This window comes from Actinopolyspora biskrensis (assembly GCF_013408175.1).
Lineage (GTDB): Bacteria > Actinomycetota > Actinomycetes > Mycobacteriales > Pseudonocardiaceae > Actinopolyspora > Actinopolyspora biskrensis.
This window is the reverse complement of record NZ_JACBYW010000002.1, coordinates 32,606-54,282: the sequence shown is the minus strand read 5'-3', so window position 1 is coordinate 54,282 and position 21,677 is coordinate 32,606. Positions and strand designations below refer to the sequence as shown.

The 21,677-nt window shown below is 67.4% G+C and carries 20 protein-coding genes; 5 read left to right on the top strand and 15 right to left on the bottom strand.

Going from position 1 to position 21,677, the window contains the following annotated elements:
- Positions 1-498 precede the first annotated feature (498 nt).
- Positions 499-1,896 carry a mycothione reductase gene (locus FHR84_RS06020; protein ID WP_179534486.1) on the top strand — a complete coding sequence of 466 codons (1,398 nt, stop codon included), beginning with the start codon at positions 499-501 and terminating at the stop codon, positions 1,894-1,896.
- A gap of 109 nt (positions 1,897-2,005) precedes the next feature.
- Here the strand turns inward: FHR84_RS06020 and FHR84_RS06015 are convergent, their stop codons facing one another.
- Positions 2,006-3,310, bottom strand: a complete 1,305-nt coding sequence (locus FHR84_RS06015) for a CynX/NimT family MFS transporter (protein ID WP_179534485.1) — start codon at positions 3,308-3,310, stop codon at positions 2,006-2,008.
- Positions 3,311-3,359: 49 nt separating this feature from the next.
- Here FHR84_RS06015 and FHR84_RS06010 point away from each other — a divergent pair, with 49 nt between their 5' ends.
- Positions 3,360-4,067, top strand: a complete 708-nt coding sequence (locus tag FHR84_RS06010) for an FCD domain-containing protein (protein WP_179534484.1) — start codon at positions 3,360-3,362, stop codon at positions 4,065-4,067.
- Between the two features lie 130 nt (positions 4,068-4,197).
- Here FHR84_RS06010 and FHR84_RS06005 read toward each other — a convergent pair whose 3' ends face one another.
- From FHR84_RS06005 to FHR84_RS05990, 4 genes are all read right to left on the bottom strand, one after another.
- Positions 4,198-5,712: a cobyric acid synthase gene (locus FHR84_RS06005; RefSeq protein ID WP_179534483.1), complete on the bottom strand. Its 1,515-nt coding sequence runs from the start codon at positions 5,710-5,712 to the stop codon at positions 4,198-4,200.
- A 238-nt stretch (positions 5,713-5,950) separates the two neighbouring features.
- Positions 5,951-6,808 carry a type I methionyl aminopeptidase gene (gene map, locus FHR84_RS06000; RefSeq protein ID WP_179534482.1) on the bottom strand — a complete coding sequence of 286 codons (858 nt, stop codon included), beginning with the start codon at positions 6,806-6,808 and terminating at the stop codon, positions 5,951-5,953.
- 121 nt (positions 6,809-6,929) lie between these two features.
- Positions 6,930-7,352, bottom strand: a complete 423-nt coding sequence (locus tag FHR84_RS05995) for a PIN domain-containing protein (RefSeq protein WP_179534481.1) — start codon at positions 7,350-7,352, stop codon at positions 6,930-6,932.
- A 74-nt stretch (positions 7,353-7,426) separates the two neighbouring features.
- Positions 7,427-9,235: a penicillin-binding transpeptidase domain-containing protein gene (locus FHR84_RS05990; RefSeq protein WP_179534480.1), complete on the bottom strand. Its 1,809-nt coding sequence runs from the start codon at positions 9,233-9,235 to the stop codon at positions 7,427-7,429.
- A gap of 9 nt (positions 9,236-9,244) precedes the next feature.
- On the opposite strand from FHR84_RS05990, the gene FHR84_RS05985 reads away from it, so the two are divergent.
- Positions 9,245-9,448, top strand: coding sequence for a hypothetical protein (locus tag FHR84_RS05985; protein WP_179534479.1), 204 nt, complete (start codon positions 9,245-9,247; stop codon positions 9,446-9,448).
- A gap of 169 nt (positions 9,449-9,617) precedes the next feature.
- Here the strand turns inward: FHR84_RS05985 and FHR84_RS05980 are convergent, their stop codons facing one another.
- The 4 genes from FHR84_RS05980 to dxr all read right to left on the bottom strand — a co-directional run bounded on the left by FHR84_RS05980 (position 9,618) and on the right by dxr (position 14,570).
- Positions 9,618-10,451 carry a GNAT family N-acetyltransferase gene (locus FHR84_RS05980; RefSeq protein ID WP_179534478.1) on the bottom strand — a complete coding sequence of 278 codons (834 nt, stop codon included), beginning with the start codon at positions 10,449-10,451 and terminating at the stop codon, positions 9,618-9,620.
- A gap of 167 nt (positions 10,452-10,618) precedes the next feature.
- Positions 10,619-11,770, bottom strand: coding sequence for a flavodoxin-dependent (E)-4-hydroxy-3-methylbut-2-enyl-diphosphate synthase (gene ispG / locus FHR84_RS05975; protein ID WP_179534477.1), 1,152 nt, complete (start codon positions 11,768-11,770; stop codon positions 10,619-10,621).
- A gap of 254 nt (positions 11,771-12,024) precedes the next feature.
- On the bottom strand, positions 12,025-13,308 hold the full coding sequence (locus FHR84_RS05970; protein WP_179534476.1) for a M50 family metallopeptidase: 1,284 nt from the start codon (positions 13,306-13,308) through the stop codon (positions 12,025-12,027).
- Positions 13,308-14,570, bottom strand: coding sequence for a 1-deoxy-D-xylulose-5-phosphate reductoisomerase (gene dxr, locus FHR84_RS05965; RefSeq protein WP_179534475.1), 1,263 nt, complete (start codon positions 14,568-14,570; stop codon positions 13,308-13,310). The genes FHR84_RS05970 and dxr overlap by 1 nt, the downstream gene beginning before the upstream one ends.
- Before the next feature lie 248 nt (positions 14,571-14,818).
- Here dxr and FHR84_RS05960 point away from each other — a divergent pair, with 248 nt between their 5' ends.
- Complete coding sequence (locus FHR84_RS05960) at positions 14,819-15,118, top strand: DUF2631 domain-containing protein (RefSeq protein ID WP_179534474.1); 300 nt, start codon at positions 14,819-14,821, stop codon at positions 15,116-15,118.
- A gap of 340 nt (positions 15,119-15,458) precedes the next feature.
- Here the strand turns inward: FHR84_RS05960 and rlmN are convergent, their stop codons facing one another.
- Positions 15,459-16,574, bottom strand: coding sequence for a dual-specificity RNA methyltransferase RlmN (rlmN, locus tag FHR84_RS05955; RefSeq protein WP_179534473.1), 1,116 nt, complete (start codon positions 16,572-16,574; stop codon positions 15,459-15,461).
- Between the two features lie 187 nt (positions 16,575-16,761).
- Here rlmN and FHR84_RS05950 point away from each other — a divergent pair, with 187 nt between their 5' ends.
- Positions 16,762-17,448 (top strand): metal-dependent transcriptional regulator, encoded by a 687-nt coding sequence (locus tag FHR84_RS05950; protein ID WP_179534472.1) that lies wholly within the window; start codon positions 16,762-16,764, stop codon positions 17,446-17,448.
- A gap of 113 nt (positions 17,449-17,561) precedes the next feature.
- Here the strand turns inward: FHR84_RS05950 and FHR84_RS05945 are convergent, their stop codons facing one another.
- From FHR84_RS05945 to tsf, 5 genes are all read right to left on the bottom strand, one after another.
- The gene (locus FHR84_RS05945) at positions 17,562-18,011 is read right to left on the bottom strand and encodes a hypothetical protein (RefSeq protein ID WP_246300297.1); all 450 of its coding nucleotides are present in this window, start codon (positions 18,009-18,011) and stop codon (positions 17,562-17,564) included.
- 331 nt (positions 18,012-18,342) lie between these two features.
- The gene (locus FHR84_RS05940; protein ID WP_179534471.1) at positions 18,343-19,188 is read right to left on the bottom strand and encodes a phosphatidate cytidylyltransferase; all 846 of its coding nucleotides are present in this window, start codon (positions 19,186-19,188) and stop codon (positions 18,343-18,345) included.
- A 40-nt stretch (positions 19,189-19,228) separates the two neighbouring features.
- Positions 19,229-19,786: a ribosome recycling factor gene (gene frr / locus FHR84_RS05935; RefSeq protein ID WP_179534470.1), complete on the bottom strand. Its 558-nt coding sequence runs from the start codon at positions 19,784-19,786 to the stop codon at positions 19,229-19,231.
- A gap of 119 nt (positions 19,787-19,905) precedes the next feature.
- Positions 19,906-20,643, bottom strand: a complete 738-nt coding sequence (pyrH, locus tag FHR84_RS05930) for a UMP kinase (RefSeq protein ID WP_026152218.1) — start codon at positions 20,641-20,643, stop codon at positions 19,906-19,908.
- Positions 20,644-20,818: 175 nt separating this feature from the next.
- Entirely contained in the window at positions 20,819-21,634 is an 816-nt protein-coding gene (gene tsf / locus FHR84_RS05925) for a translation elongation factor Ts (protein WP_179534469.1), read from the bottom strand.
- Positions 21,635-21,677: the final 43 nt, after the last annotated feature.

The following is a 21,677-nucleotide window of genomic DNA, read 5'->3' as shown; positions in this document are numbered from 1 at the left end:
CGTTCCCCCGCGCACTCCGGGCGACGTGTCGTTGCACGAGGCCCAACGGTCCCCGTCGGTCGGGACTGGGACATATGCATGCGAGCTCCACTCACCCCCGGCAGGAACGGTGGCGAGAGGTTCGAACCGCACGGTCTCGCCACCGAGGAAAATACAGCGGCACTGTCTCCCGCTTTTTCGAACAGATTTCACGTCGCGTTACACCCGACCTGCGCACCGTTGACACGTCGTATCACCAGGTCAACAAGCCCACGAAGAAAGCAGGCCCCGTAATTCCGAACAGAGCACAACCGGATAACGATCGCCTATTTTTCGCTCAAGTCCCTCGCGAGGCCTTGCCGCCCCGACTCCCGCGAGTGGCTCGTTCCGGCGGTCCGGGGAGCTCTCGTCGCGGTACCCGGCCTCGAGCAGCCGGGCCCATCCGCTCGCCCACCGGGAATTCCACGCCCGCGCACCTGGTTGTACCCTCCGTCAAAGTAGGCGAGACGGGATGAACACGTGCGACACTTCGATCTGATCATCATCGGTAGCGGATCGGGAAACGCGATCCTCGACGAGCGGTTCTCCGACTGGGACGTCGCCATCGTGGAGAAGGGGGTCGGCAGCACCTCCTCGTACGGGGGAACCTGCCTGAACGTCGGCTGCATACCGACCAAAATGTTCGTGCACACGGCTGATGTGGCACGAACCCCGTCCGAGGGGGACGCGCTCGGGGTCGATCTGCGCCGCACCGGCGTTCGGTGGTCCGAGATCAGGGACCGGATCTTCGGGAGAATCGACACCATCTCGGAAAGCGGAAAACGTTTCCGCTCCGAGGAGAACCCGAACGTGACCCTCTACGAGGGCATCGGCCGATTCACCGACACCCGACAGCTGGTGGTGGAGACCTCCGCGGGATCGGAGACGATCAGCGCCGACCGAATCGTGCTGGCCGCCGGAGGCAGGCCGGTGATTCCGGAGATCGCCGGGATCGAGAACGTCGCCTACCACACCAGCGACAGCGTGATGCGCTTGGAGGAACTCCCCGAGAGCATGATCATCCTGGGCACCGGGTTCATCGGGGCCGAGTTCGCGCACATCTTCTCGTCGCTGGGAGTCGAAGTGACGATGATCGGCCGCTCCGGCCGCGCGCTGCGCGCTGAGGACGTCGACGTCTCGGCACGTTTCACCGAGATCGCCGAGCGCGACTGGGACCTGCGGCTCAACCGCACCGAAAAGAGCGTGACCGGCGACGACGACGGAGTCGAGCTGCACCTGGACGGTCCGGGGGGACCGGAGACCGTCTCCGCGCGGACTCTGCTGGTGGCGACCGGACGACGGCCGAACTCGGACCTGTTGGACACGGCCGCGGGCGGCATAGCGACCTCGGACGACGGCAAGGTGAAGGTGGACGCCACCCAGCGGACCTCCGTCGAAGGTGTCTGGGCCCTCGGGGACATCAGCAGCGACCACGAGCTCAAGCACGTCGCCAACCACGAGGAGCGCGTGGTGCAGCACAACCTGCTGCACCCGGAGGAACCGGTGGAGTCCGACCACAGGTTCGTACCGCACGCCGTGTTCACCGCCCCGCAGATCGCCTCGGTCGGACTGACCGAGCAGCAGGCACGTGAACACGCCATCAACTACATCAGTTCGACGCAGGACTACGGCGGAATAGCGTACGGCTGGGCCATGGAGGACCAGGACGGCTTCGCCAAGCTGCTGGCCGATCCCTCGACGGGTCAACTGCTCGGAGCACACATCATCGGCCCGCAGGCACCGACGCTGATCCAGCCGCTCATCCAGGCGATGTCCTTCGGGATCGACGCGCGCTCGATGGCCAGGGGCCAGTACTGGATCCACCCGGCCATGCCCGAACTGGTGGAAAACGCGCTGCTCGGGCTGGAGTGGGACTGACCGAGCGGACCGGTCCGTGAGCTGCGGTGCTCACGGACACCGTTGTGCCACGGCCGCGGGGGCCGGGCGGCTCGCCCGGCCCCCGCTCGGCGGGAGGGTGTTCCGGCGCTCAGACGGTACGCGGCCTGCCGGCGAACACCCCGATGATCGCCTGCACCGCGAGCACTCCGATGAGCACGACCAGGGAGGCCGTCCAGGAGCCCGTGGTGTTGTGCAGCACGCCGAACAGGAAGGGGCCCGTCGAAGCGATCAGGTAGCCGGTGCTCTGCGCCATCCCGGACAACCTGCTCGTCTCGGCCGCGTTGCTGCTGCGCAGCGAGATCAGCACCAGGGCCAGCGGGAAGGCGCTCATACCGGTACCGATCAGCACCGCCCACAGCACCGGAGCCGCCATGGGGGCGAGCAGTATGCCGAGGAACCCCGCTATCGCCGTGGCGGCGAGTCCCACGGTCCACACCGACTGACCGTTGGTCCTGGTCACCAGGGGCGGCAGCACCATACTGATCGGAACCCCGATCAACAGCACCAACCCGAGCAGCGCGCCGGCCGTTCCCGCCCCGGTGCCCGCCGACTTGAACACCTCGGGAAGCCACCCCATGATCACGTAAGCCACCAGGGACTGCATGGCGAAGTAGCCGGTCACAGCCCAGGCCAGCGGACTGCGCGCCAGGGACTTGCCCTCCTTGGAACAGCTCGGCGCGGAGGGGGAGCTCCCGGCCGGAGCGTTGCGACCCGCCGCCGCCCAGATCACGAAAGCGGCGAGCGCGAGGACGGACCAGGTCGCCAGGGCGAGGCGCCAGCCGCCCAGCTCGGTGCGCAGCCAGGGCGTGAACGCGGAACCGATCGAGCCCCCGGCCGCCATGGCCGTGGTGTAGATGCCGGTTGCCATGCCGACCCTGTTCGGGAAGGAGTCCTTCACCACCACGGGGATGAGCACGTTGCACATCGCGATGGCTCCGCAGGCGACCACAGTGCCAGCGAAGACCGTTGCCGCGCCCCCGGTCACCCGCACCAGCATCGCCAGTGTGAGCAACCCGAGCGCCACCCCCACGACGCGTTGCATCCCCCAGCGACGTGCCAGCACGGGCGCGCTGATCCCCGCTACGCCGAAGCACAGGGTGGGCACCGATGTGAGCACGCTGGCCCACGTGGCACCGGCTCCCAGCGAATCACGCACGCCTCCCAGCACCGAGGACAGGCTGGTGACGGCGGGGCGCATGTTCGCGGCGGCCAATGCCACCCCGACCAGCAGCAATCCACCACCGGTCGCTGCGGCGCGGTCGACGGATCCGGCCCCGGTCCCGCTTTCACCGGCCCGCGAAATCGCATCGTTCCTGCCGGCTCCCGCGGTGGAGCTGGCATCCTGAACGATCAGCCGATCGGGAACGGATTCGGTGCGCGACTCGTGAGACATCACGTACTAGTGTTGCAAACGTAGGATGTTTGGATGAAAGGACCACCCTGTGCCTTTGGTCACGACAACGCGGACCGGCTTGGTGGATCAGGTGATCGCCCAGATGCGCGAGCTCGTCGCTTCGGGCGAGTGGCCGCTCGGGGAAAAGATCCCCCCGGAAACCGAACTGGTCAGCGCACTCGGGGTCGGCCGCAACACGGTGCGCGAAGCCGTTCGGGCGCTGGCCCACGCGGGACTGCTCGACGTTCGGCAGGGCGACGGCACGTTCGTCCGCGCGACGAGTGAGCTCTCCGGCGCCGTCAGCAGGCTGTGCGACACGGAGCTGCGTCAGGTCCTGGAAGTACGCCGGGCGCTGGAGGTCGAAAGCGCCCGGCTGGCCGCCACGACACGCACCGAGAACGACGTGGCCGAGCTGGAGGTGGCCCTGCGGGAACGCGACGCGGCCATCGGCGAAGGGGACCCGGAGCGGGTGGCGCGCACCGACAGCAGGTTTCACCTCCGCCTGGTTGAGGCCTCGCACAACCCGGTGCTCATCCAGCTGTACCAGGGAATCAGCGAAGCCGTGCTCTCCAGCGTCGCCACCACCTTCGACCCCACCGTTCCGCCGGAACGGACGGTCTCGCACACCGAGCTGTTCGAAGCGGTTCGCGACGGCAGTCCGGAATCGGCGGCAGCCGAAGCGGGCGGCTTCCTCGACGAACTGCTCGCCGAATTCGCCGAACAACCCGCCTCCACGCGACCGGAGGCCGGGGACTGAGGACTTCCGGGGACACGGACCCGATCCGGGAGCCGTGCCCGGTTCACCGAGCGCGGTGCGCGCTGTGCGGCTCCCCCGGCCGCCGTCGCCACGGCCCCCGCACGCGGAATCGATCCGAACGCTGCCCGGATCAGTGCCGCCGGGCCGAGACGGTCGGCATCCCCTCGGGGGCCCCACCGTCCAGCAAACGCATCAGCGCGTCGGTGTCCAGATGACGTTCGACCATGTCGCCCAGCAGGTCCAGCTGTGCCCGCCGGAGATCGGCGAAGGAGGTCTCCGGCGAACACAGGAAACCGCTCCGCCCCGCCCGGTCCGCGACCCAGCCGAGGAACTCACGACGGAACCCGTCGTTCTCGAACAACCCGTGCCAGTGCGTTCCGACGACGGAGCCGTGCACAGCACCTTCCCCGCCCTCGGCCGCACGGATCAACGCGGTGAGATCTCCGCTGCGCCGCACACGCCCGTGATGGATCTCGTAACCGCTCACCCGATGTCCCATGGCCGTTCCCGAGGGGTTGCCGAGGGTCTTCGAAGCGGCGAATTCGACGTCGATGTCCAACAACCCGAGTCCGTCGACCTCCCCACCGGACTCGACGTGATCGACGATCCGCTCCCCCAGCATCTGGAAACCACCGCACACACCCGCCACCGGCAGGCCGGAGGCCGCGTGCGAACGGATCCCGTCGGCCAGCCCCGTCTCCCGCAACCAGGCGAGATCGGCGACGGTGGCCTTGGACCCGGGCAGCAGCACCAGGTCGGCGTCGGCCAGCCGGGAGGGTTCCGTGACGAACCGCACCGAGACCCCCGGTTCCGCGGCGAGGGCCTCGACGTCGGTGGCGTTGGAGATGCGCGGCAGCCGGGGAACCGCCACCCGGAGCCACTGATCGCCCAGCGGTGGGGCGGGGCGACCGACCACCCCGTCGGCCACGCACGACAGCGAGTCCTCGGCGTCCAGCCACAACTCCTCGGACCACGGCAGCACGCCGTGCACCCTCCTGCCGGTCAGCGCACGGAGCTGGTCCAGGCCCGGCTCGAGCAGTTTCGGTTCTCCGCGGAACTTGTTCACCACGAAACCCGACACGAGAGCCTGGTCGGCCGGGTCCAGCAGGGCCAGTGTTCCGAACAGCTGGGCGAAAACCCCGCCACGATCGATGTCCCCCACCACGAGGACGGGGAGGCCTGCCGCACGAGCGAGCCCCATGTTGGCGATGTCGTGGGCACGGAGGTTGATCTCGGAAGGTGAACCTGCACCCTCGCAGATCACGTAGTCGTATTCCGCACGCAGCTCGGCCAGGGTGTCGGTCACCGTCTCCAGCAGCACGTCCTTGCGCCGACGGTACGACAGAGCGTTCACCTCCCCCTCCACCCGACCGAGCACCACGACCTGGGAGCTGCGGTCGCTGCCCGGTTTGAGCAGCACCGGGTTGAAGCGGACGTCGGGCTCCACCCCCGCCGCGGCGGCCTGCACGGCCTGTGCTCTGCCGATCTCACCGCCGGAGGCCGTGACCACGGAGTTGTTGGACATGTTCTGCGCCTTGAAAGGCGCGACCTCGCCCCCGCCGCGGGCCAGCCAACGACAAATCGCGGCAACCAGCACACTCTTACCCGCGTCCGAGGTCGTCCCGGCAACCAGCAGCGAATTCACGTACGCTTTCATACCCCACCGGCATAGGGGGCACGGCCCGCCCCGCCCGGGGCCGTGCCCCCTGTCACACCGCCGCGGTCCAGCCGGCCGCTGTGCGAGCGCTCGGGTGAGCACGGGCGGAGGACGGCCCCGACGTCGTGCGGGCCCGCTGCCCGATGCCGGGCACCCCACTCACGCCCCGCGGGAAATCCAGCTCGGCAACCACCCACGACGAGCCGAGCAGCGAGCACCGGTCAGCTCACGAACGAGTGAGAATCTCGTTGCCGTCCTCCGTGATCAGGATGGTGTGCTCGAACTGGGCGGTCCAGCTCTTGTCCCGCGTGGTGACCGTCCACCCGTCTTCCCAGACGTCGTACTCGTGGGTTCCCAACGTGATCATCGGTTCGATGGTGAACGTCATCCCCGGTTCGATCACCGTCTGCACCGAGGGTTCGTCGTAGTGCAGAACCACCAGCCCGCTGTGGAACGAGCGCCCGATGCCGTGACCGGTGAAATCGCGGACCACGCCATAACCGAAACGCTTGGCGTAGGACTCGATGACCCGGCCGATCACGTTGAGCTGACGCCCCGGTTTGGCGGCACGGATCCCACGCATCGTGGCTTCGTGGGTGCGTTCGACGAGCAACCGCGCTTCCTCGGAGACCTCCCCCGCGTAGAAAGTCGCGTTGTTGTCACCGTGCACACCGTCGATGTAGCCGGTCACGTCGACGTTGACGATGTCACCTTCCTCGATCACCGTCGAATCCGGGATCCCGTGGCAGATGACCTCGTTCAACGAAGTGCAACAGGACTTGGGGAAGTTGCGGTACCCGAGCGTGGAAGGGTACACCCCGTTGTCGACGAAGAACTCGTGCACCACCGCGTCGATGTCGTCGGTGGTGGCTCCCGGGCGTACCGCCTTGCCCGCCTCCTCCAGCGCCTGCGCGGCGAGCTTGCCCGCCACGCGCATGGATTCGATCACTTCGGGGGGCTGCACGTCGGGGTCCGTGTTGTGTTTCGGAGCGGGTTTGTCCACGTACTCGGGCCGTTCGATGGTCGAGGGGACCGGACGGCGCGGGGTTTGCTCTCCTGGCTGCAACGGGCTTCGTACCGGCATACCCTCACTCTAGAACGTTGCTCACGACCGGAAGCCGCAGGCAGGTCATCACCGAATCACCACGCGAATCCGAAGCGAGCGGCCACGCAGCGGTCGCCTCCGGCCGGAACCCCGCCCGCGTTCAAAAGCTCTCCTCGCTGATCCCGTCGAGATCGTTGCCGGGCGAGACCGTCACCAGACCGGAACGCTGGGCGGCCCGGAGCACGGCGGGTTCGTAGGACACGAAGGCGCGCAGCTCCTTCCGCTCCCGGTAGGCGGAGGCCAGGTGGATCGCCTCGGTGAGGCTCAGCGGGGAGTCCAACCCGCTGGCCGCGTCGAGAACTTCCTGTTCGACCGGAAGGTGTTCGATCTTGGAGACGACGATCGAAGCGAGGTCCTCGACCGCCGGACCGGCCGTGCGAAAACTACGAATAATATCCACTTTGGACACGGCACTCGTCGCGCGCGGCTGCTCCCAGTTGTTGCGGACCCACGTGCTCAGCGCCGCGCTTTCCGGTTCCGCGGCAATCAACTTCTTCAGAGCCGAAGAATCGAAGTAGATCACGTGCACTCCCGTCGACGGCGAACAACACCCTGTGCAAGGGCGAGCGAGATGTGCGACAACCTAACACACCGGACTCACTCCGCACGCTCCAGAAAATCCCGGGTCACGGAAACCGCCCGCTCGGAGGACCCGGAGTCGGTCAACAGCACCGCGAAGGACATGTCCCCCCGATAACCGGTGAACCAGCCGTGAGCCCTGCTTCCGTCGCCGAACTGGGCCGTGCCCGTCTTGCCCGCGACCTCCCCCGTTCCGGACAGCTCGGTGGCCGTGCCGGAGCGGACGACCTCACGCATCATCTCGCGCAGCTGTTCGAGCGCCTTGCCGGAAGGCTTGTCCGACGGCCCCTTGTTGACCTCGGTCTCGTCCCCCTCGACCAGTCCGGGAACCGGCATCTCGCCGTTGGCCACCGACGCGCTCGCCAACGCCATGCCGAACGGGCTCGCGAGCACCTTGCCCTGCCCGATCCCGTTCACGGCACGATCGACCTCCCCATCGCCTGCCGGAACGTCACCCGTGATCGTGGTTAGTCCCGGAACGGCGAAATCAGCGCCGATGCCCAGCTGCTCGGCCGCCTCGGGCAACGCGTCGGCGGGCATGTCCGCGGCCAGTTGCGCGAAGGTGGTGTTGCAGGACTCGGCGAAGGCCTTCCGCAGCGGAACGCTTCCGAGGTCGAAATGGTGGGAGTTGGGCAGCGTCTTCCCGTTGAACGTCTTCTCCGCCGGGCACTCGACCTCGGTGTCGATGCCGACATCGCCCCTCTCCAGGGCGGCGAGCCCCGTGGACATCTTGAAGGTTGACCCCGGGGGGTACTGCCCGGTCAGCGCGAGGGCGCCCTTGCCGTCGGCCGCGGAGTTCTGAGCCACCGCGAGCACGTCACCGTTGGAGGGACGCATCGCCACGATCATGCCCGGCTTCTCCACCGGGTCGATCGCCTCTTCGGCGGCACGCTGCACCTTGTCGCTCAGCGTGGTGGAAAGCGCTTCCGTCGGCTTCGGCTTCACCTGGTGCAACGTCCTGACCTCGGCGCCGGAAGCGTCGCTGGTGAACACCCGCCAACCGGCACTTCCGTTCAGCCGCTTCTTCTTCGCCTCGGCCACGGCGGGCAGCACCTGCGAAGCGTAGTCCTGTTCGGTGGCGGCCAGTTCGGTCCGCTCCGGGAAACGGACGCCGGGCAGCTCGTAGATCTCCGGTTTCACCCGCTGGTAGTCGGCCCAACGCAGGGTGACGACGGTGTAGGCCTGATCGTCCTCGGTCTTCTCCGCCCCGGAGACGATCCCCTGCTCGGTCACTCCAGGCGCGACGGGCCGCAGCCCCTCCGCCAGCGACCCCGCGACATTCGAGAGGTCGTCGGCCTGCCCCGGAATCAGCGTCACGCGCACCAGCCGCTCCGGCCCCATCAGGCGTGTTCCGTCCCTGCCGAGCACCGGCGCCGGGGTGGCGGGGTCCTCCTCGTAGTGCAAGGTCTGCCTGGCTCCCAGGTCGGGATGGACGGCCGAGGGCTGCCAGTGCACCTTCCAGGTCCCGTCCTGCTGGCGCAGGTTCAGCTTCCCCGCGTACTCCCAGGTGCGCTCCGAACCGAAGTTCCACGAAACGTCGAAGTCCGCCTCGGCCGATCCCCCCGACTCGTCCGAGGACACATCGGTCACCGAGGCGTCCACCTTCTCCGGGGAGAGGTTCTTCCTCGTCCTGTCCAGGGCCTTCCTGGCTGTTTCCGGGGCGTCGGTACGTTGGGCAGCCGCCGCGTTGTCGCCCGCGGCGAACGCACGGACGTAAGCCGTGGCCGCGTCCTTCGCCGAGGGACCGGAGTCGAACACACCGCAGGAAGCGATCGGCACCGTGACGAGGAGTCCCGCCAGGGCGGTAAAAGCACGAGCTGTACGCACATCCGTAGTATGCCGAACACGGAGCTCCCGATGTTCGGCTGTCCCTCGTCCGGCCCGGTGGGGAACGACCTCGCCGTCGAGCGGAAACCTCCGCTGCACGGGGACGACCTCGCCGTCGAGCGGAAACCTCCGCTGCACGGGGACGACCTCGCCGCGCGCGACGAAGCACGAAGCTCGAACGTGTTCGGAATCACAAACCGGCGCCCGGGGTGAACCACCGGCCCGGTCCGCCCCGCTCGACGGGAAATCCCGCCGCGAAGCGGGGATCGGGGCGCCGGCACGAACTCGGCCGGACTCTCCGCGCTCGGATGTCCGAGGACCGAATCGACGTTTCCGGTGGTCGCGCAGGGCATCCGCGCAGTCGCGAGCAGAGCGGCCGGGGTCAGAGCAACACCGTGCTGAAGGTGCCGCCGCGGCGAAACCCGATCTTGCGGTACGCGGCCCGCGCGGCCACGTTGTAGTCGTTGACGTACAGGCTCGCCGTTCGCCCCAGGACGCGAACGACGTGCTCCACCACGGCGGCAGTACCCGCCGTGCCGAGACCGCTCCCGCGGCGCTCCGGATGAACCCAGACCCCCTGGATCTGTCCCACTGTTCCGGACAGCGCACCGATCTCGGCCTTGAACACGACCTGGCCGTTCTCGAAGCGCGCGAAGGCCCGGCCACTCGCGATCAGATCGGCGACTCGAGCCCGGTAGTTCGCCGCACCCCCTCCGCTCCGCGGATCCACCCCCACTTCCTCGCGGAACATGGAGATCGCCGCGGGGAGGTAGCGGTCGAGTTCCTCGGAGCGAACCTGACGCACCGCCGGGTCCACCCAACCGGTGGGGGCTTCGGACATCACCAGCAGCGGTTGTTCGGGACGCACCTCACGGGCAGGCCCCCAGTACTCCGCCAACTCGGCCCACAGCGCCATGACCTGTCGGGTCGGTCCGACGAGTGAGGAGGACGCACGTCCCCGCCGCGCCCGCTCGGCGAAAGCGCGCATCGCGTCACGTCCGCCCCGCAGCGGAATGAGGTTCGGCCCGGAGTAGCAGATCCCCTTCAGGTCACCGCCGTAGCCCCACAACTCGCCGCCGAGGTACATCGGATTCGTCCGAGCGGCTTCGATCCGGGAGAGAACCATGCAGGCCGCCACCGGGTCCGCTTCCAGCAACGAGCGGACGTTTTCCACGTCCCGCCCCTGCAACAATCGCGCGCCCGCGAGCTTGAGCACGGGGTCAAGCTTGCCAGAAAAACCCCACCACGTGCCGAGCGACCACGCACGACGTGATCGATCCCGCCCCTGCACTCCCCCATTCGGATGAGCGAACAGTGCCGCGCGGCAGTCTCATCCGACTCATCCGAAGCGGACGCCCGGGGCGGGCACGCACGAACAGGCGCTCACCCCACGGTGACGGTGGGTTCGCCCGAATCCGCCTCCTCCATCCCCTCGGCGAGACGTCCCGCCTCCTCGATGAGAGTCTCCACGATCTGGTTCTCCGGAACGGTCTTGATGACCTCGCCCCGGACGAAGATCTGTCCCTTGCCGTTACCGGAGGCGACACCGAGATCCGCCTCGCGTGCCTCACCGGGTCCGTTCACCACGCACCCCATGACCGCGACCCGCAACGGGACCTCCATGCCCTCCAGTCCCGCGGTCACTTCGTCGGCGAGCTTGTAGACGTCGACCTGGGCGCGTCCACAGGAGGGGCAGGAGACGATCTCCAGCTTGCGCGGGCGCAGGTTCAACGACTGCAGGATCTGTGTTCCGACCTTGACCTCCTCCACCGGAGGCGCGGACAGCGAGACCCTGATCGTGTCGCCGATCCCCTGGCGCAGCAAGGAGCCGAAAGCGACCGAGGACTTGATCGTCCCCTGGAAGGCGGGACCCGCCTCGGTCACGCCGAGATGCAGCGGGTAGTCGCACCTCTCCGCGAGGATCTCGTAGGCACGCACCATCACCACGGGATCGTTGTGCTTGACCGAGATCTTCACGTCGTGGAAGTCGTGCTCGGCGAACAGCCCGGCCTCCCACAGCGCCGACTCGGCCAGCGCTTCCGGGACGGCCTTGCCGTACTTCTCCATCATCCTCGGGTCGAGCGAACCCGCGTTCACCCCGATCCGGATCGGAGTGCCCGAGTCCTTGGCCGCCTTGGATATCTCCTTGACCTTGTCGTCGAACTTGCGGATGTTGCCCGGGTTCACCCGCACCCCGGCGCAGCCGGCCTCGATCGCGGCGAAGACGTACTTGGGCTGGAAATGGATATCGGCGATGACCGGTATCTGGGACTTCTTCGCGATGGTCGGCAACGCCGCGGCGTCGTCGGCGGTCGGGCACGCCACACGCACGATGTCGCACCCGGATGCGGTGAGCTCCGCGATCTGCTGCAGGGTGCCGTTGATGTCCGTCGTGTTCGTGGTGGTCATCGTCTGAACCGAAATCGGGTGGTCACTCCCCACACCGACCGGCCCGACCTGTAGCTGCCGGGTCTTGCGCCGCTCGGCGAGCACCGGGTCGGGCGCGGCGGCGGGCATACCCAGATCGACGGTCATCGCGTCCTCTCCACTTTCACAATGCGGATTGAGTTGTCGGGGCCGCTGGATCGCGGGACTTTCGAAGGATCGGCGCCGAGGTCGTAGCCCCGGGCCGCTGCCCACAATACCGGCACGGCAAGTGGTGCTCAGGCCGGGAAGCCCTCATCGGACAGCTCGACCACGGTCGCGCTGTCACTCGTCCAACCGAAACGGTTCACTCCCCGGGCCCCGGGGAACGCGCGAACCGCTCGCCGAGTCACGGAAACAGTCACTCAAGTGAGCGTGACAGGATTCACAATATCCGCGACCAGCACCAGCAACGAGTAGGCGATGAACACGAGGCTGACCACGTACGCCACCGGCATCAGCTTCGCGGTGTCGAAGGGACCCGGATCGGGCCTGCGCACCAGCCTGGCGAGCTTGCGCCGCAGGGACTCCCAGAACGCCCCGGCTATGTGCCCGCCGTCCAGCGGCAGGATCGGCAGCATGTTGATCAGGAACAACGAGAGGTTCACACCGGCGAGAAGCTGGACCATGGTGATCATCCGCGCGCCGACCGAGAGCTCGTCGTAGGAGAGCACCTCACCACCGAGTCGACTGGCACCGACCACGCCGACCGGGGAGTCGGCCGCCCGCTCCTGTCCGCCGATCGCGGCGACCAGGTCCGGAACCTTGCTGGGCAGCTCGACCACCTTCTGAGCCGTCATGCCGATCATGGAACCGATCCGCGTGACCACGTCGCCGAAGCTCTGCCGGACCAGGTGCTGGGTCGGGGTGATCCCGAGGAAGCCGACCTCCACGTACTCGTCCGAGTCGTCGATCTTCGGCTGGGTGTTGGGAATCAGCTCGGGATGCAGGGTGACCGTCCGTCCGTCCCGTTCCACCACCACCGTCGCGGTGCCCGTGGAGTTCCGGATGGAGCCGCGCAGCTCCGGCCAGGACTCGACCCGCTCGCCGTTGAAGCTCACGACCTCGTCATCGGGGCGGAATCCCGCCTGGGCCGCGGGGGACTTCGGGGCGTCCTCCGGGCACTCGCTGACGTTCCGGGCCTTCGCCGACACCACGCACTCGCTGACCGAGCTCACCGTCGTGGTGGGCTGCGCCACGCCGTAGGCCATCAGCACGGTCGTGAAGATGCCCACCGCGAGGATCAGGTTCATGAACGGCCCCGCGGCCATCACGATGATCCGCTTCCACGGCCTGCGCTGGTAGAACTGCCGGTGCGAGTCCTCGGGGCGCACCTCCTCGGCAACCGCCTGCCGAGCGTCCTCGACCATCGCCCGCCAAGGGGCGGAGGAAGCGGTCCGGCCGTACTCCTGCTCCTTCTGCGGGGGGAACATTCCGATCATCCGGATGAAACCGCCGAAGGGGACGGCCTTGATCCCGTACTCGGTCTCACCCTTCTTCCTGGAGAAGACCGTCCGACCGAACCCGACCATGTACTGCGTCACCTTGACGCCGAACATCTTCGCCGTCGTCAGGTGACCGAGTTCGTGCCAAGCGATCGAAAACAGCAACCCGAGGAAGAAAATCAGGATGCCGAGCACGACAAGCATCAATGCGCTCTTTCCATACCGGCGAGTTCGCGGGCTCGGGTGCGGGCCCACTCCTCGGCTTCGAACACCTCGTCCACGCTGGCCGGCTCGGCACGCCACGCGTCGGCCTCGGCCAGCACCCTCTCGACAGTCTGCACGATACTGGTGAAACGGCTGTTACCCGCGACGAACGCCGCGACCGCCTCCTCGTTCGCCGCATTGTATACGGCGGGCAGACAACCGCCCTCCTTTCCGGCGTGGCGTGCCAGCCCCACCGCGGGGAACGCCGCGTCGTCCAGGGGCTCGAACGTCCACGAGGACGCCTGCGCGAAGTCGAGTCGCGGTGTGCCACCGTTCACCCGGCGTGGCCATCCCAGCCCCAGCGCGATCGGCAATCGCATGTCCGGGGGGCTGGCCTGCGCCACGGTGGCCCCGTCCTCGTAGGTCACCATCGAGTGCACGATCGACTGCGGGTGCACCACAACGTCGATGCGGTCGTAATCCACTCCGAACAGGAGGTGGGCCTCGATCAGTTCCAGGCTCTTGTTCACCATGGTGGCCGAGTTGATGGTCACCACCGTACCCATCGACCAGGTGGGGTGCGCCAAGGCCTGATCGACCGTGACCTCGTGCAACTCCTCCTCGGAGTAACCGCGGAACGGTCCGCCCGAAGCGGTAAGCACCAGGCGTTGCACCTCGTCCGCGTCCCCAGCGCGCAGGCACTGCGCCAGCGCGGAGTGCTCCGAGTCCACCGGGGTGATCTGTCCCGGAGCGGCCGCGCGCTGCACCAGCGGACCGCCCGCGACCAACGACTCCTTGTTCGCCAGCGCCAACCGCGAACCGGACTCCAGCGCGGCCAGCGTGGGACGCAGCCCCCGCGAACCGTCCATGCCGTTGAGCACGACCTCGGCGCCGGTGTCCCGGACCAGTTCGGTGGCCGCGTCCGGCCCGGCGAACAGCCGCGGCAGCCGGAAGCGCCCCTCCGCGTAGCCGAGTCGTTGCGCCTCGGCGTACAGGGCCAGCTGCACGTCCTCCACGGCCGTGCCCCGAGCGACCGCCACGGCTTCGACCTCGAACTCGAGGGCCTGGGCAGCCAGGGTCGCCGGATCGCTACCTCCCGCCGCGATTCCGAGCACCCGGAAATCCCCCGGGTTGCGGCGAATCACCTCGAGAGCCTGGGTACCGATCGACCCGGTCGAACCCAGCAACGTCACGCCGCACGGGGAGTCGCGGTCGCTTTCCTGCCTGTCCTTGCCTGGTTGGGCGGAGACCATCGTGCTCATTATTGCCGATTCCCTCCCGGAAGCGACGCCACGGGCCTTCGACCCCGTGCACGTATGGCGTAGCGCACCAGCGGTCCACCCCGAACCCTCGTGCGGGTGTGCGAAGATGGTCCCGCATCGGCGGGTTCGCGTGCTGCTTCGTGTGCTGCGCGGCCCGAGCGGCCTGCGACGGAAGGCGAGCTCCGCGATGTGAAGGAACCGGCGTCCGCGGTTTCACCCCGATTCCGCGACGGGCACAGGAGGGGAACGTGGCAAACACGGAGCTGGAGCAGACCCATCACGAACAGGCCCCGACCCAGGCCGTCGATCCCGCCGAGGAGCCCTCGGTCGAGTGGGGGTGGCACGGCTCGTTCCCGAAGGGCATCCAGATCGCCGGTTGGTTCAGCACGTTCGCGATGGTGATGATGCTGATCGGCAATCACCAGGGAATACTCAGCGGCGGTGGCCACTTCATCAGCGCCGACATCTGGTTGATCGTCATTGCCGCTGCAATGGCGGTCGGCCTGATCTACGACCTGCGGCGGCGCAGGACTTCCTGGCGGCGGTGAAGCACCTCCGCACGCACGGAGCAACGACTCGAGGGGCGGTCGACCCGGGGAACTCCCCGAAAGACCGCCCCTCGAATCATCGGTGCCCGCGGGATCGGCGGACCCTGCCGCGGACTCCCGGACGAGCTCAGGCAGGTGCTCGGAACTTCCAGCGGAGGTTCGTCCGGCTCGGGCGCTCAGCCCACGCGGATCGAACTGCTCCGGTGCGCGAGTCGGATGCACCGCAAGGCGGCAGGGCACGTGGTCGCAGGCCGCCGCTCGAGGTGCCCTCCAGCACGGCAGGGCGCCGCCTCACGTGACGGTTACCCGACCCGCCCGCGCAAAGTTCCGTTGTGAGTTCTCAGAGGTTCTCCGCCGCCAACTGACCACAGGCGGCCGCGATCTCCTGGCCACGCGTGTCCCGTACCGTGCAGGAAACGCCCGCTTCCTGCACCCGGCGCACGAACTCCCGTTCCACCGGCTTCGGACTCGCGTCCCACTTACTGCCCGGGGTCGGGTTCAGCGGGATGACGTTGACGTGGGCGAACCTGCCGAGCTGCTTGTGCAGCAGCTTTCCGAGCAGATCGGCCCGCCACGGATGGTCGTTCATGTCGCGGATCAACGCGTACTCGATCGAAACACGCCTGCCGGTGTGTTCCGCGTAGCCACGAGCGGCCTCGAGCACTTCCTCGACCTTCCACCGGTTGTTGACCGGAACCAGGGTGTCCCTGAGTTCGTCGTCCGGAGTGTGCAGCGACACGGCCAGTGTCACCTGCAGGCCCTCCTGGGTCATCTTCCGGATGGCCGGGGCCAGGCCGACGGTCGAGATGGTGACCGAACGCTGCGAGAGCCCGAGTCCGTCCGGAGCGGGGTCGCAGATGCGGTGCACCGCGTCGATGACCCTGCGGTAGTTGGCCAGCGGCTCGCCCATTCCCATGAAGACGACGTTGGACAACCTGCCCGGACCGCCGGGGACCTCACCGTCCCGCATCATCGCGGCGGCCTGACGGACCTGGTCGACGATCTCCGCGGTGGACAGATTGCGTTGCAGTCCTCCCTGGCCCGTGGCACAGAACGGACAGGCCATACCGCAACCGGCCTGGCTGGAGATACACACGGTAGCCCGGTCGGGGTAACGCATCAGAACGCTTTCGAGCGTGGTCCCGTCGTGGGCCCGCCAAAGCGTCTTGCGGGTCTCCCCTTCGTCCGTGTCAAGATTGTGCACAGCGGTGAGCAGGGTGGGCAGCAGTTCGCTGGCCAGCAGCTGCCTGCTTGCGGCAGGAACATCGCTCATGTCCTGCACATCGGCCGTGAGCCTGCCGAAGTAGTGCTGCGCGAGCTGGCGAGCACGAAACGGCTTCTCGCCGAGCTCCGTGACGGCAGCACGACGCTGCTCTCCGGAAAGGTCCGCGAGATGTCTTGGTGGCATGCCCCGTTTGGGAGCGTCGAAGACGAGAGGAAGGGACGTCGAGCTCATAACAACCTCATTGTCCCACGGAACCGCCCGCAGGAGCTCAGCGGCCGCACCCGGACACCGCGAGGGGCCACCTCACCGGCACGACTCCTCCCCCGGGCAGCGCCACCGGGCGGTCGAAGTCGATCGCCGCACGGGATTCGTCCCACAGGCCGGGGACTCTCGGAGCGCTACCTCTTATGGTGAAGTCATGACTGGCACGGTCGAGCGCCACTCCGCCTCCGTGGAGGACTATGTCCGAACCATCTACGGCCTCAGCGAGCGCGGAGCCTCGGTCACCAACACGACGCTCACGAGCCGGCTCGGGCTGAGCCCCTCCTCGGTGTCGGGCATGATCACCAAGCTCGCGCAGCTCGGGTTGGTCACGCACGAGAGGTACCGCAGCGTGGAGCTGACCACGACGGGCCGCAGACTCGCCTGTGACGTCCTGCGCAGGCACCGGCTGCTGGAGCAGTTCCTCGTCGAGGTACTCGACTACACCTGGGACGAGGTGCATCAGGAGGCCGACGCGCTGGAGCACGCCGTCTCCGACGAGCTCATCGAGCACATAGCGAGCAAACTCGGCCACCCGACCCACGATCCGCACGGCGACCCGATCCCCACCGCCGAGGGCGTCGTGGAGAAACCGACCACGAAGTTGCTCGAGCAACTGGACCCCGGAACCGTGGGAACGATAGCCAGAGTCTGGGACACCGACTCGGAACTGCTCCGCTACCTCACCGACCACGGGATGACGCTGGGCAACCGGATCGAAGTCGTCGAGCGCAAACCCTTCGGCGGACCACTGGTAGTACGAGTCGGCTCGGCGGAGGAGGCGGAGACGCACTTCCTCGGTTCCGAGATCGCGCAGACCCTGTCCATAACCGTGCAGCACTAGCAGGGCAGCGCTGGTCGGGTCCTCGTCGGTGACCCGGTCGTCGGGGGGTCACCACAGACGCCCCTCCTCGAACGGCGCTGCCCCGAGCACGGAGGAACAGGTCCCGCGAAGCACTACCGGGAACGAGTCACGCGCTCGTCGCTCGCGGAACGACCCGAGGCGTCGCCCCGTGCCACGCCCCCCGTCTCCGCTCCGGAACCGCGCTCGTCCGGAGACCCACGCGCTTCCTCCACGCGGTGAGCCCCGAGGACCGCGAGCAGCAGGTCGAACCTGCTGTCGGTGAGCCGCACCACCACGTACCCGAACAGGAACAGCCCCAGCAGCACGAGGCCCGCCACCCAGACCAGCCCCGCTCCCTGCACCAACAACACGACCGACACCGCCAGCGTCAGCCCCGCGGCGAACCCCAGCGCCCGTGCCAGGGCGACTCGCTTCGACAACACGCGATACAGCGGATAATGCCTGCGTAAATAGCGTGCTGCACGAACACGCTCGGCGCGTTCCATGTGGGCGATCTCGTCCAGACTCGCGGTGATCGCCCTACCGGATCCCCCAGCAACCAATACAGTACCCCCGCCAACCGGAACCGATCCCCTGCCGAAAATCCGGCCGTGTCCGTTCAACGACCACAACTCAGTCGATCATGAAACACCGGGGACGACAAGGCGGCATTCGGGGGAGTTCCGCCTCCCGCGCGATCCGCTCCGGCAGGCGGGCGAACGTGGGAGCTCGAATCGGCTGAACGGCCCCGGAAGGACGCGCCGCCCCTCGTCGGGAGGGACCCGGTTGGAGGCCCCCGCACGACGCGGGAAACCTCGCGGAGCAGCCGAGAGCGCGGTGCGCGACCCACGAGGGCACCCGAACCAGCGCCTCCGCGGCCGGGAACGCTCCGCCTCAGCCGGGGATCAACCAGAACAGGGTTCCCCACGCGACCACGGCCGAGGGAAGCAACGAGTCCATCCTGTCCATGAGACCGCCGTGGCCGGGCAACAACGTGCCCATGTCCTTGATGTCGAGATCTCGCTTGATCAACGATTCCATCAGGTCACCGAGAGTGGAACTGCACACGACAGCGAGGCCGAAAAGCACTCCGGCCCACCAGGTGCCCCCCAGCAGCAGGCTCACCGAGAGCGCGCCCGAGACCACGCCGGCGGTCAGTGACCCGGCGAACCCTTCCCAGGACTTGTTCGGGCTCACCCGGGGCGCCATCGGGTGACGGCCGAGGAACACACCCGAGGCGTAGCCCGCCGTGTCGGAGGCGACCACCCCGATCATGAAGCACAACGCCCGCAGCCCCCCGTCGGGAGGCACCACCAGCATCGCCGCGAAAGCGGCGAACATCGAGACGTAGGAGCTGGTGAACACCGAGGCCGTGACGTCACGCAGATAGCCGTCCACACCCAGCCGGACACGCCAGGCCAGACACCCCAGAGTGGTGAGCGCGAAAGCCACGAGAACACCGGAAAAGCCGAACGGCCAGGACAGCCAGATCATCGCCTGACCGCCCACCAGAACCGGCGGCAGTGCCAACCGGATCCCCGAACCTCGGCGCAGCGCCCCCGCCAGTTCGACGGTGGAGAGCGCGGCGGCCACTGCCACGATGCCGATGAACGAGTGCCGATAGGTCAACAGCGCGGCGACGATCCCCGCACCGAGCAACAAGCCAACCGCCAGCGCGGCGGGCAGGTTGCGACCCGCACGCGAGGAACGTGCGGGTCCGTCCGGCACGTCGGTCGACATTCCGGACTCACCTTCGCGCTGGCCAGTCGTCACCACGCCGTCAGACCTCGAGCAGTTCCGATTCCTTGTTCTTGACCAGTTCGTCAACCTGAGAAACGTGGCGATGGGTGATGTTTTCCAGTTCCTTCTCACCGCGCACGCCCTCGTCCTCACCGACTTCCCCGTCCTTGACGGTTCGGTCGATCTCCTCCTTGGCCTTGCGCCGCAGACTGCGCACGGTGATGCGGGCGTCCTCGCCCTTCTGCTTGGCGAGCTTGGCCATCTCCTTGCGTCGTTCCTCGGTCAGCTGCGGAACCTGCACCCGGATGACCTTGCCGTCGTTGCTGGGATTGACGCCCAGGTTCGAGTTACGGACCGCACGCTCCATGGCACCGAGTTGACTGGCGTCGTAGGGTTTGATGACCACGAGCCGGGCCTCCGGCACGTTTATGCTCGCCAACTGGTTCAACGGTGTCGGCGAACCGTAGTAGTCGACGACGATGCCGGAGAACATCGCCGGATTCGCACGGCCGGTGCGGACGGTGGCCAAGTCTTCCTTGGCCACCTCCACCGCTTTCTGCATCTTCTCTTCGGCTTCGAGAAGAGTCTCGTCAATCACGGCTGCTCCTTCGGTGTGGGCCGGCAGACTCCGACGGTCGATACAGGTCGTACTCGCTCGGCCCGGCAAGTACCGGACCAATTCACGAACAGGATCCCAAATCGACCCTCGCCAGTCCGTTACCCGGGGGTGCTGACCAGCGTCCCGATTTTCGCACCGCTGGCAGCGCGCGCGATGTTGCCTTCCTCGAGAAGATTGAAGACCAGAATGCGCATGTGATTGTCCATGCACAGGCTGAACGCCGTCGCATCGGCCACTTTGAGCCCGCGTTCCAGAACCTCACGATGCGTGATGCTCTCGAACAGCTCCGCTGAAGGAGTGGTTCTCGGATCCGCGGAGTAGACGCCGTCCACGCCCTTGGCCATCAGCACGACTTCCGCGCCGATCTCCAGTGCACGCTGGGCAGCCGCCGTGTCGGTGGAGAAGTACGGCATCCCCGTCCCCGCACCGAAGATCACTACCCGCCCCTTCTCCAGGTGTCGACTGGCACGCCGCGGGATGTACGGTTCGGCGACCTGTCCCATGCTGATGGAGGTCATCACACGGGTGTCGATCCCGTGCTCGCGCTCCAGGAAGTCCTGCAGGGCCAGGCAGTTCATCGTGGTTCCCAGCATCGCCATGTAGTCGCCACGCGCCCGCTCCATACCACGCTGCTGCAGTTCCGCACCGCGGAAGAAATTGCCACCACCGATGACGACCGCGACCTCGACTCCATTGGCGACCACCTCGGCGAGCTGGCGCGCGATCGTACCGACGACGTCGGGATCGACTCCCACGCTGCCGCCGCCGAACATCTCACCACCGAGCTTGAGCAACACCCGCCGGTATCCGCTCTCACCCGTCTGCCCAACGGATATGCCGTCAGTCACTCGTTCCTCCTGAGAAAGCGCCCCGCCCTCGGAAGACGAAGGCGGGGCGCGAACATCGATTCTCGCGGACCGCTCCGGACACACCCGGGCTGCTCCGGTTCACATCCTGGCTGCCGGATCCGCAGCGTGCACGGCAGGCTGGAGCGGATCCGTCACGGAACGATCAGGACTGGCCGACCTCGAACCTCGTGAAACGGGTGATGCTGACGCCGGCCTCGTCGAGCAGGTCCCGGACAGTCCTCTTGTTGTCCTGCACCGAGGGCTGCTCGAGCAGCACGTTGTCCTTGTAGAAGCCGTTGAGCCGCCCCTCGATGATCTTGGGCATCGCCTGTTCCGGCTTGCCTTCGGAACGGGCCGTCTCCTCGGCGATCCTGCGCTCGTCGGCGACGACGTCCTCGGGAACGTCTTCCTTGGACAGGTACTGCGGCTTCAGGGCGGCGATCTGCATCGCGGCGCCGCGGGCCGCTTCCTCGTCCGAGCCGGTGTACTCGACCTGCACACCCACGGCGGGCGGCAACCCCGCGGCACGCCGGTGCAGGTAGGTCGCGACCTGGCCGTCGAAGAGGCTGATCCTGCGCAGTTCCAGCTTCTCGCCGATCTTGGCGGCGAGGTCGTGGACCGCGGTACCGACCGTGCTGTCCCCGAGGGGAGCCTCCTTCACGGTCTCCACGTCGGTGGAGTTGGCTTCCTTGGCCGCGGCAACGATCCTGTCCGCGAGCTCGACGAACTCCTCGTTCTTGGCCACGAAGTCGGTCTCGCTGTTCAGCTCGAGCAGCACTCCGTTACCGCCTGCGACCAGACCTTCCGCCGTGGAACGCTCGGCACGCTTGCCCACGTCCTTGGCGCCCTTGATGCGCAGGTTCTCGATCGCCTTGTCGAAGTCGCCCTCGGTCTCCTCGAGCGCCTTCTTGCAATCCATCATGCCGGAGCCGGTGATTTCGCGAAGGCGCTTCACGTCGGCCGCGCTGTAATTCGCCATCGTGCGTCGTCCATCCTCGTTGGAATGTCTGGCGGGGGAAATG

Excerpts from the sequence above, each read along its gene's own strand:
- FHR84_RS06015 (WP_179534485.1), bottom strand. The coding sequence starts at position 3,310 with ATGTCTCACGAGTCGCGCACCGAATCCGTTCCCGATCGGCTGATCGTT.
- map (WP_179534482.1), bottom strand. The coding sequence starts at position 6,808 with ATGCCGGTACGAAGCCCGTTGCAGCCAGGAGAGCAAACCCCGCGCCGT.
- FHR84_RS05985 (WP_179534479.1), top strand. The coding sequence starts at position 9,245 with ATGCCGAACACGGAGCTCCCGATGTTCGGCTGTCCCTCGTCCGGCCCG.
- ispG (WP_179534477.1), bottom strand. The coding sequence starts at position 11,770 with ATGACCGTCGATCTGGGTATGCCCGCCGCCGCGCCCGACCCGGTGCTC.
- FHR84_RS05970 (WP_179534476.1), bottom strand. The coding sequence starts at position 13,308 with ATGCTTGTCGTGCTCGGCATCCTGATTTTCTTCCTCGGGTTGCTGTTT.
- dxr (WP_179534475.1), bottom strand. The coding sequence starts at position 14,570 with ATGAGCACGATGGTCTCCGCCCAACCAGGCAAGGACAGGCAGGAAAGC.
- rlmN (WP_179534473.1), bottom strand. The coding sequence starts at position 16,574 with ATGAGCTCGACGTCCCTTCCTCTCGTCTTCGACGCTCCCAAACGGGGC.
- FHR84_RS05950 (WP_179534472.1), top strand. The coding sequence starts at position 16,762 with ATGACTGGCACGGTCGAGCGCCACTCCGCCTCCGTGGAGGACTATGTC.
- FHR84_RS05940 (WP_179534471.1), bottom strand. The coding sequence starts at position 19,188 with ATGTCGACCGACGTGCCGGACGGACCCGCACGTTCCTCGCGTGCGGGT.
- tsf (WP_179534469.1), bottom strand. The coding sequence starts at position 21,634 with ATGGCGAATTACAGCGCGGCCGACGTGAAGCGCCTTCGCGAAATCACC.